The sequence below is a fragment of the Reyranella sp. genome (assembly GCF_004297405.1).
Lineage (GTDB): Bacteria > Pseudomonadota > Alphaproteobacteria > Reyranellales > Reyranellaceae > Reyranella.
Genome location: NZ_SCVC01000008.1, coordinates 42,464 through 51,876, shown reverse-complemented (window position 1 = coordinate 51,876; position 9,413 = coordinate 42,464). Strand labels below are relative to the sequence as shown.

Annotated in this window: 11 protein-coding genes; 7 read left to right on the top strand and 4 right to left on the bottom strand. The window is 64.4% G+C overall.

All coding sequences use genetic code 11. The annotated features are described in order from the left end of the window. Positions 1-615: 615 nt before the first annotated feature. The 3 genes from EPO50_RS07790 to EPO50_RS07780 form a co-directional block, all read right to left on the bottom strand. A complete protein-coding gene (locus EPO50_RS07790; RefSeq protein WP_296342657.1) occupies positions 616-1,497 on the bottom strand; it encodes a hypothetical protein in 882 nt (293 codons plus the stop codon). 11 nt (positions 1,498-1,508) lie between these two features. Further along, complete coding sequence (locus tag EPO50_RS07785) at positions 1,509-1,748, bottom strand: hypothetical protein (protein ID WP_296342656.1); 240 nt, start codon at positions 1,746-1,748, stop codon at positions 1,509-1,511. Positions 1,749-1,813: 65 nt separating this feature from the next. Then, positions 1,814-1,984: a hypothetical protein gene (locus EPO50_RS07780; protein ID WP_296342653.1), complete on the bottom strand. Its 171-nt coding sequence runs from the start codon at positions 1,982-1,984 to the stop codon at positions 1,814-1,816. 365 nt (positions 1,985-2,349) lie between these two features. Between EPO50_RS07780 and EPO50_RS07775 the strand changes: the two genes are divergently transcribed. Next, complete coding sequence (locus EPO50_RS07775; RefSeq protein WP_296342652.1) at positions 2,350-2,943, top strand: TetR/AcrR family transcriptional regulator; 594 nt, start codon at positions 2,350-2,352, stop codon at positions 2,941-2,943. A 1-nt stretch (position 2,944) separates the two neighbouring features. On the opposite strand, the gene EPO50_RS07770 is transcribed toward EPO50_RS07775, so the two are convergent. Then, on the bottom strand, positions 2,945-3,388 hold the full coding sequence (locus EPO50_RS07770; RefSeq protein WP_296342649.1) for a VOC family protein: 444 nt from the start codon (positions 3,386-3,388) through the stop codon (positions 2,945-2,947). Positions 3,389-3,498: 110 nt separating this feature from the next. On the opposite strand from EPO50_RS07770, the gene EPO50_RS07765 reads away from it, so the two are divergent. From EPO50_RS07765 to EPO50_RS07740, 6 genes are all read left to right on the top strand, one after another. Further along, entirely contained in the window at positions 3,499-4,743 is a 1,245-nt protein-coding gene (locus tag EPO50_RS07765) for an acyl-CoA dehydrogenase family protein (RefSeq protein WP_296342648.1), read from the top strand. A 44-nt stretch (positions 4,744-4,787) separates the two neighbouring features. Next, positions 4,788-5,927, top strand: coding sequence for an ABC transporter substrate-binding protein (locus EPO50_RS07760; protein WP_296342646.1), 1,140 nt, complete (start codon positions 4,788-4,790; stop codon positions 5,925-5,927). A gap of 82 nt (positions 5,928-6,009) precedes the next feature. After that, the gene (locus EPO50_RS07755; protein WP_296342644.1) at positions 6,010-6,897 is read left to right on the top strand and encodes a branched-chain amino acid ABC transporter permease; all 888 of its coding nucleotides are present in this window, start codon (positions 6,010-6,012) and stop codon (positions 6,895-6,897) included. Positions 6,898-6,899: 2 nt separating this feature from the next. Then, a complete protein-coding gene (locus EPO50_RS07750; RefSeq protein ID WP_296342642.1) occupies positions 6,900-7,865 on the top strand; it encodes a branched-chain amino acid ABC transporter permease in 966 nt (321 codons plus the stop codon). Further along, positions 7,858-8,622, top strand: coding sequence for an ABC transporter ATP-binding protein (locus tag EPO50_RS07745; protein WP_296342641.1), 765 nt, complete (start codon positions 7,858-7,860; stop codon positions 8,620-8,622). Before EPO50_RS07750 ends, EPO50_RS07745 begins: the two co-directional genes overlap by 8 nt. 2 nt (positions 8,623-8,624) lie before the next feature. Continuing rightward, a complete protein-coding gene (locus tag EPO50_RS07740; protein ID WP_296342639.1) occupies positions 8,625-9,341 on the top strand; it encodes an ABC transporter ATP-binding protein in 717 nt (238 codons plus the stop codon). Positions 9,342-9,413: the final 72 nt, after the last annotated feature.

Below are 9,413 nucleotides of genomic sequence, written 5' to 3'. Positions count from 1 at the left end.
TCGACGATGCTCCACCTGCCTGCCACCCCATCACCCGGCTGCAGGCGAGACGTCGTGTGTGTCGATCCTGTCGAGCTTGCCGAAGCCTTGAAGGCGGACGCCTCGTGACGCGGGAGCATGACTTGGCTTAGCGGCCGAGTCACGGAAGCAGAGGCGGGGTTAGAAATCCTCGAGACGGTCGATCGCAAGGAGCGCCATATCGACGACGGGTCTCCAATCTGACGCCATCCTAACGGGCGGCCATTTTCCAAGCATGCGGCTCTCTCACGAGTTGCCTGGTGCAATGTAACGACACCAAGTTCGTTGTGCGTTGACACAAAGAGCGTTCGGCACCTGCCGCGCGAATGGGCTGCCGGAAGCCCAGTCTTTGTGTACTCACTCACCGCCGTCGTGCTCGTACTTGTCGTCAATGCCCTCTTGTGGGGCGATGGCCGGATGAGTTGCGGCTTACGGGTGAGGGTGGTGTTTGCCTCGCGATTTCGGGTCCGGGGGCCATTCAATGCTAAGTGGCCTTTGTGATGCAAAGCTCGATCGCCAAGCAGGTCGACCTTGCTTCGATGTCGGCGAAGAGGGGCTAAAGGACGATAGTGAAGTTCACCATCGTCCTCGCGTTAGCTACCAAAAACGCTTGGCGCCCATCCAGTAAGGTTTCGTGCGCTTGTCCCGGTCATCACCGCCCAAGCTCGCAGCCGTGGCCGCGGCGGCGAGTGCGAGCGCCATGGTAGCTGCGGTCAGAAAGGCTGCCAACGCCGTCTTCTTTCGAGCCTCATCGGCAAGATCTCTTGCCTTCTTTACAGCGGCTTGAGCCTCCGCAAACGCCCGATCGACGCGCTGCTCGGCTTCGTTTTGAGGTAAGCCACTTTGCTGAGAGACGATCTGCGCGAGATAGGCGCGATCATCAGTTGGTAGAGTGTTGTCTCTCAACGCCGCAGCAAGAGTCCGTACTATGGCGTCGCGGTCTGGGGCTGCAGCTCCGGTCGGCTGCCCAGACCCAGGCCGAAGAAGGCGATCGGCCGCGACATCCCCGGGGTCGAGAGACAGCCGAATATTTGGATTGGAAGCTGTTCCTCCAGCCGCAGCACCAGCGACTACGGCACCAGTTTCAGAGGCGGTCTTCAGAATGCCTCCGACGCCTGAAGCAAGAACTGCCGTGGTGAAGACCAGACCGACAGCCCACACACCGAATCCATAAGCACCGTCGCGAAAGTTCTGCTCGTCTTCGGTGCCGTCGAGCCATGGAGTTCGCAAGCGACCAGCTAGGTAGCCACCTGCCGCGTAACTCACGACCTGAACCGTCGCGGCGAAGAGAGCTGTGAGCACGAAGAAGGTGGTGCCGCTAAGTCCACGATAGGGATGCGGTGAAACCGCTAATAGACCCAGAGCGGAGCCGAACGTGTACAGTACGAAAGAAATCGCCGCGGCCCCCACCGCGCCCAAAAGTATAGGTCCCCATTCGAGGTATCGTAGGGGCCGGGAAACTTCCGCCACTGTCACCATGGTGCCCTCCGCTAGCGAAAGCCGACGAAGGAGAGGATCGCCATGACAATCACGACGAGCCCGACGAGGTAAATGATCGAGTTCATGGGATGCTCCTGAAGCTGCCTTACGGCCGGCAACGGCATCCCGAAGTCGAGGTTGCAGGGTTCTGACATTTTCTTGCCCAATTCGGGCGTATCCACCTGGCCGGCTATCGCCCGGCTCTCCGCTGATCTTAGAAGCCCGCGGATCTGGACCGTCTTCTTATCCATCGTGGCGAAGACGTGAAGGGCCGTAAGCTCCGTGGCCTTCCGTTGCTCGACCTCGATCGTTTCGATCAGCCAACCGTTACGATGCAACTCGGCGCCACCGGCGCGTCGAGCTGCACCAGGGCACGCGAGCTCTCGGGTAGTACGGCCTCCATCCGCAGTGGCTGCCACTTCGTGTCATGCTTGTACTTGTTGCAGGTGCTGTGGGGCGTCTCTACCATGATCCTCAGCTCGCCCATTTTCCTGTCCTCGAAGGGGAATTCGGTCCTGGCGTGAGTTCATTTGGGATGGACCTCTCTGCCGGACACGTGGTTTCGATCAATGTCGTTGCTGAATGCTGGAGGAAAGAGGCGGGTCCCATTAACGTCCGACGAAAGACGATGTACCGTGCCGTAGGAGGCTTGCCGGAGGCCCCATCGTGGGAGATCCCAGCGCGCTCTCGCACGGCAGCCCGGAAACGGGCATAAGGTCTGCCTTCTGACTCAGGACACTTCCCGGAAGCATGGCGGCAAAGAGAAGAAGGGCAGGGGCGACGGCCAGGCGTGAGACGAAACCTGTCCGCCGGCACGTCAAGCGTGCAGGCATCACGCAGCGCATATTGGACGTGGCCGAGGACCTGTTCGGCCGGTCGGGCTTCGGCGGCACCACGACGCGGGCGATAGCGGCACGCGCTCACCTTAATGTCGGGCAGCTTCACTACTACTTCGATTCCAAGCGCGCGATCTTTGAAGCGGTCGTCGGACGACAGGGCAAGGAGGTGACCGAGCGCCGTCGACAGCTCCTTGACGAGGCGATGGCGAAGTACGGCAGGAAGGGCGTGCCGCTGGCGGTGCTGGTCGACGCGCTGGTGCGCTCCCTGCTGCTGGCCGAGGTCCGGCGCAACGGAAGACGCACCTCCCTCCAGATGCAGGCCCGTCTGTTCACCGATCCCGACGAGACGGCGAGCGAAGTGCGGGCCAACATCTACGACGAGACCAACGCGCTCTACGTCGACGCGATCCGCCGTGCCCTGCCCGAGGTGCCGGCGAAAACGCTTTACTGGCGCTACTACTTCATGATGGGCGCCTACGTGTGGACGCTGCTTCAGCCCGGACGCCTCGAGGCGATCTCCAGGGGCCGCTGCAATCCTGCGGACATGGAGTCCGCGGTGCGCGAGATCGTGCCGTTTCTGTGCGCGGGGCTTTCCGCGCCCGCTTAGGCTAGGCTTTCACGCGGCTCTTCAGCCGGCACCGGCATTTGTCGAACTGGTGGAGCTCGACCATGTTGCCGCACGGATCGTTGAGGAAGAGCTGCTCGGCATCAGGACCGGTTGCGCCCTTCAGCGACCAGTAGGTGGCGCCGATGCGATCGAGTTCGGCCTTGGTCTCCACGATGTTCTCGACTGCGAGCGCGACGTGCGGCGCGGTCGGGTCCTTGCCCGGTCCTTGTGAGAAGCGCGATGGGAAATCGCCGCCGATCAGATGGATCTGGCCGACGTCGCCGATGTTGATCCACATGCCGGGAATGCCCGGGATTTCCGGTCGACCCTTGTCACGCTCCAACCCGAGCACGTCGGTGTAGAACTTCTCGACCTCGCCCAAGGTCTTGTCGTCGGCCTCGACGCGGACGCCGTGGTGATGAATCTCCAGCACCTTTATCGCCATCTTCTTCCTCCCGTGGTCGTTTCAAATAATTTAGGTCACTTGACCTGATCGTGCACGACGCGCATCGTCCGGGCAACGAACAACGCTGCCGTATCGCCGGGAGGAACGGGATGCCGAGAGAAGGGAGCGCGGGCTGGTCGAAATCGGCCACGCTGCCCGCGACGCCGCAATCGTTTGCCGGTGTGACGTATGCCGAGATGCTGGCCCGCGCCCACGAGCTCGTGCCGGCGATCGCCGCCCGCGCGGCGGAGTGCGAGAAGCTGCGCCGCCTGCCCGACGAGACCGAGCGCGACCTGCACCGCACCGGCCTGTTCCGCATGGTGCAGCCGGCGCGCGTGGGCGGCGCCGACCTCGATGTCGGCATCCTGGTCGACACCTGCGCCGCCGTCGCGCGCGTGTGTCCCTCGACTGCGTGGAACCTCGGCAACCTCGCCAGCCACCACTGGATGCTGGGCTACTTCCCGTCCGAGGTGCAGGACGAGATCTGGAGCCTGTCGCCCGACACGCTGATCGCCACCTCACTTGCCTTCCCGGCTGGTCGGGGTCGCAAGGTCGAGGGTGGCTACGAAGTCTCGGGCCGCTGGCCGCTCTCCTCCGGCGTCGACAATTCCGACTGGAACATGCTGGCCTTCATGGTGCGCGAGCGCGACGACGGCCCGCCGGTCGACCAGCGCTTCGCCCTCGTCCATCGCTCACAGTACGAGATCATCGACACCTGGCACGCGGTCGGCCTCTCGGGCACCGGTTCGAAAGACGTGGCCATCAAAGGCCTGTTCGTTCCCGAGCAGCGCACTGTCACGGCCTGGGCCATGAACGGCAAACCGCATCCGGGATCCAAGGTGAACGGCTCGGCTCTCTTTAGGCTGCCGATGCTGGCGCTCGGACCGTATGTGCTCTCGGGCGTCATGCTGGGTTGCGCGCAGGGCGCCTACGAGACGACAGTCGGTGCGGCGCGCACGCGTAACGCCACAACGTCCGGCCAACCGGTCGGCGCCAGCCAGGCCGTGCAGCTCAAGGTCGCGGAGGCCGGCGCGCGCATCGACACAGCCGAGATGATGATGCGTGCGGTCTGTACCCACGCGATGGACTGCGCGCGTGCCGGCCGCGAGCCGCTGCACGAGGACAAGCTGCGCTACCGCCGCGACGCCTTCTTCTCGGTGCGCATGTGTCTGGAGGCCGTCGACATCCTGATGGGTGTCGCCGGCTCGAGCGGGCTTTACCTCACCGGCAATATGCAGCGCCTGTTCCGTGATGCGCATGCTGCCAACGCACACGTCATGTTCTCGCCCGACACGCAGGGCGCATTGTTCGGTCAGCATGCACTCGGCATGGCCGGGCCGCCTCCGCTGCTCTAGGGCAGGGGGCGACAACCAAGTTTAAGGAGTGGGAGGAAGCAACAATGTCACTGTCAAAGATTGCAAGGTTTGCCACGGCGCTGGCCGGATTGACGGCCTTAGCCGTCGGCGCGCAGGCGCAGACTCCAGCAGCAGGCGAGCCGATCAAAATTGGTGCCATTGTTTCGGCAACCGGCGCTGGCGCCGGCCTCGGCATCCCTGAGCGCAACGGACTGCTGCTGGCCGAGAAGGACATTAACGCCAAGGGTGGTATCAAGGGCCGACCGATCAAGATGATCATCGAGGACGACGCCTCGAACCCCGACACTGCTCTAAGCAAGGCGAACGAGCTGATCTTCGGCCAGAAGGTCGTGGCCCTGCTCGGGCCATCGCTGACTGCCAGCACCGTGGCGGTGGGCGGCGTGACGCACGCCAACAAGGTGCCGCAGATCGCCTTCACCGGCATCGGCCCGGCGGTCGAGCGCGAACGCAAGTGCGTGGCTCACGTGCTGCCGCCGCAGCGGCTGAACGCCCAAGCGCTGCTCGAATATGCCAAGAGCATCAGGGCTACCAAGGTCGGCGTGCTGCACGACGCGGGCTACGGCAACGTCGTGATGGCCGAGCTGAGGCCGCTCGCCGACAAATACGGCGTCAAGCTGGTGGCGGTCGAGAAGTTCGAGATCGGCGCCACGGACACGACCACGCAAGCAGCCAAGGTAAAGGCGGCGCAGCCCGAGGCGGTGTTTGTCATCGCGACGTCGGCCACGCCGTTCCGCAACGTCAAGCAGATCCAGATCACCCAGCCGGTGATCGCCGCGATCGGCTCGTCGTCCTACGAGTACGTCAACGCCATGGGCACGGCCGCGGACAACATCGCGATCCCCGAGTTCGTCGTTGGCGAGGATCCGCTGCCGCACCAGAAGGCGTTCGTCGACCTCTACAAGCAGGCCTACAATTCGACGCCGAAGAACTACGAGGCGGCGGCGTGGGACGCCGCGCACATCATCGCGTCGGCCCTCAACAAAGCCGGGGCCGATGCGACGAACGAGAAGCTCTGCGAGGCGATGAAGGCACCCTACTCGGGCGTGCTCGCCAACTACGACTTCTCGGCCGACGACATGACGGGCATCCCCATCGGCAGCTTCGTGTTCTCGAAGCTGGTCGGCGGCAAGTACACCCGCACGCCGTTCCGCGTGTCGCAGTAAGCCAACCAAGTCATCGGACGGTGCTGGCCCATGCCAGCGCCGTCCTGCCTTCGCGCGGATCGCCTTCCATGACCACCAGACCATGACCTTGAGCCTCATCCTGCAGGCGATCTTCGCGGGCGTGACGAATGGCATCGTCTATGCCCTGGTCGGCATGGGCCTGTCGGCCATCTTCAAGGGCAGCCGCGTCATCAACGCCATGCAGGGCGAGTTCGCCGTGATCGGCGCCATGACTACGGTCTTGCTGCTCACGAAGTCCGGCTGGCCCTATCCAGCGGCGATCGCTGGCGGCGCGTTGGCGGGCGCCCTGGTCGGTGCCTTCATCGAGGTCGCTTTCGTGCGTTACATGGCGCTGAAGAACGCCAGCGAGGACAGCTTCCTGCTGCTGACCATCGGGCTGGCGCTCACGCTCTCCGCCTCGGTCCTGTTCTTCATCGGCCGCGACGGGCACCTTCTGCCGCCGATCGGCGGCGAGGGGGTCGTGCTGGTACTCGACGCGGTGATCCAGTTGCACGCGTTGTGGCTGGTCGCGATCGGCATCGGCGCGACGCTTGCCCTTCGCGCCTTCTTCCATCGCACGACGGTGGGCCTCTCAATGATGGCCGCATCGATCGATGCGGATGGCGCCGCGACCACCGGCATCAATGTCGGCCGCATGCGCACCTACACCTTCGTCCTTGGCGGCTTGCTGGGCGCGCTGGGTGGTATCCTGGTGACACCGCTGATCTCGGTCGATTACACGCTCGGCCTCAATCTCACGCTGAAGGGCTTTGCCGCCGCGGTGCTGGGCGGCCTCACCAACCCCCTGGGTGCCGCGGTGGGCGGTGTCACTCTAGGGCTGGTCGAGTCGCTCGCCATCATTGGCATTTCGTCGAGCTACAAGGACGTCGTGGCTTTCTCCGTGCTGATCGTCATCATGATTCTGATGCCGAACGGCATCCTCGGCCGCGCCGGGCGGCGAGGAGGTTGAAGATGGCGAGCCTGAACCTGCAGAGGAACCTCCTCTGGATCGCCGTCGCGCTCGCTGTCTGGGCAGCGCTGCCGTTTCTGGTGCCGCGCAACATCGCCGACCTGCTGGTGTTCACCGGCATATACACGATCGCAGGCCTGGGCATCGGCCTTCTGCTCGGCCATTGCGGCATCGTCAACCTGGCGCAGGCGACCTTCTATGGGCTCGGCGCCTATGCCAGCGCCTACTGCACGGTGATGATGGGCTGGCCCAGCATCACCGGCTTCCTGGTGGGTGCCGTCATCAGCATGGCGCTGGCCTACGTGATCGGCCGGCCGATCCTGCGCCTCACCGGCTATTTCCTCGCATTGGGCACCCTGGCGCTGAGTGCGATCGCGAGCGCGCTGTTCTTCGAGTGGGACTGGCTGACCGGCGGAACGCTGGGCATCGGCGGCATCCCCAAGCTCGACCTCTTAGGCTTCGTGCTTGACCGGCCGTCGCGCTACTACTTCTTCGTCTGGATCGTGGCCTTTGCCTGCATGTGGGCCGCCCACAATCTAGTCGACAGCCGCAGCGGTCTGATGCTGCGAGCAATGCGCGATTCGAGCACCGCAGCGGCGGCCCTGTCGGTCGACCTGCAGTCACTGCGGACGCGCGTGTTCGTGGTCTGCGCGTTGTTCGGCAGCCTGGCGGGCAGCCTGTTCGCGCACCACGTTTCGTTCGTCAGCACCCAGAGCTTCACGGTCGACCGCTCGATCACCTTCCTGCTGATCCCGGTGATCGGCGGCGCCACGTCCATTCCCGGCATCGTGGTCGGCGCACTGTTCATCACCTTCCTGCCCGAGCTGCTGAGTAAGCTGGGCGACGTTCACCAGATCCTGTTCGGCCTGGCCCTGGTCGCCGTTGTGGTGCTGATGCCCGACGGGCTGATGGGCGCCTGGGACCGGTTCAGGGCGCGCCTCGTGGCGCGGGGAGGCTCCGATGCCTGACTCGGCGCCCCTGCTTGCCCTGCGCGAAATCGGCCACTCCTTCGGCGGCCTCTCAGTGCTGCGTTCGGTCACGTTCGACGTGCCCGAGGGCGGCATCGTCGGGTTGATAGGGCCCAACGGTTCGGGCAAGACGACGTTGTTCAACATAATCAGCGGCTACATCCATCCGCTGGCCGGCACGATTGCCTACCGTGGCAGGTCGCTTGCGCGTGAGTCGATCCAGAAACGCGGACTGACAGGCCTGGTCCGCACGTTCCAGACACCGCAGGTTTTCGAGAAGATGACCGTGCTGGAGAACATCATGGTGGGCTGCGCCAAACTCACCCGCACAACGATGCTTCAGGACCTGCTGCGCACGCCGGCCGCACGCGGTCAGATGCGCGAGATCTACCGACGAGCCGAGGCGGCCTGCGAGCGGTTCCAGCTCGGCGGCCTGCGCGACCTGCCGGCGGCCAGCCTGACGGCGGGCCAGCGTCGCATTCTGGAGATCGCGCGCGCGGTGGTGGGCGAGCCGAAGCTGCTGCTGCTCGACGAGCCTTCCTCCGGCCTCAACGCGCAGGAGATCGATAATCTGCGCGAGTGGATCGTTCGGCTGAACGAGCAGGGCATCACCGTGCTGCTGGTCTCGCACGACATGGGTCTCATGACCGTCGCCCGCACCGTCCACACGCTCTACTTCGGGGAGATCATCGCCAGCGGTGACATGGCTGCAATCCAGCGCGACCCCAAGGTCCGCGAAGTCTATCTAGGAGTCTGACGGTGCTCGAACTATCCTCCGTCTCGGCAGGCTATGGCGCTCTCGCCGTGCTGACCGACATCTCACTCAAGGTGGACGACGGCGAGGCCGTGGCGTTGGTCGGAGCCAATGGCGCCGGCAAGACCACGCTGGTACGGACCGTGTGCGGCCTCCTGCGCGCCCGCGGCGGCCGGATCGTGAAGAACGGCGCGGACATCACCCTGGCACCACCGCACGAGCTCGCGCGGCACGGCCTTGCTGTGGTGCTGGAGAACCGGCGCCTGTTCGGTGAACTGTCAGTGCGGGAGAACCTTGTGCTGGCCGAGAAGGTAGGCCGCAAGGCGCGGGGCGGTAAGCTGCGCTTTGCGTGGGACGAGGTGACGGCGCTCTTCCCGGTCGTGAAGGAGCGGCTCGATTCGCCCGTCGAGCTCCTGAGCGGAGGCCAGCAGCAGATGGTGGCAATCGCGCGGGCGCTGCTGCTGCAGCCCGACCTGCTGATCATGGACGAGCCCTCGACGGGGCTGGCACCCAAGGTGGTGAAGGACATTCTGCTGGTGATCAAGGCGCTGCGCGAGCGCGGGATGGGCCTGCTGCTGATCGAGCAGAATGTCGGCATCGCCTCGGAGATCACAGATCGCGCCTACGTCATGGCAGTCGGCCGCATCGTGCACGAAATCGGTGCTGGTGAGTGGCAGTCGTTCCTGCAGGACGAGCGGTTGGTGAAGGCCTATCTCGGATAAAGCTCCCGAACCCGCCTCGGCATTTTAATGAGCCGGATGCGCAGGGCAGCGGTCCGTAGCGCCTCTAGGTAG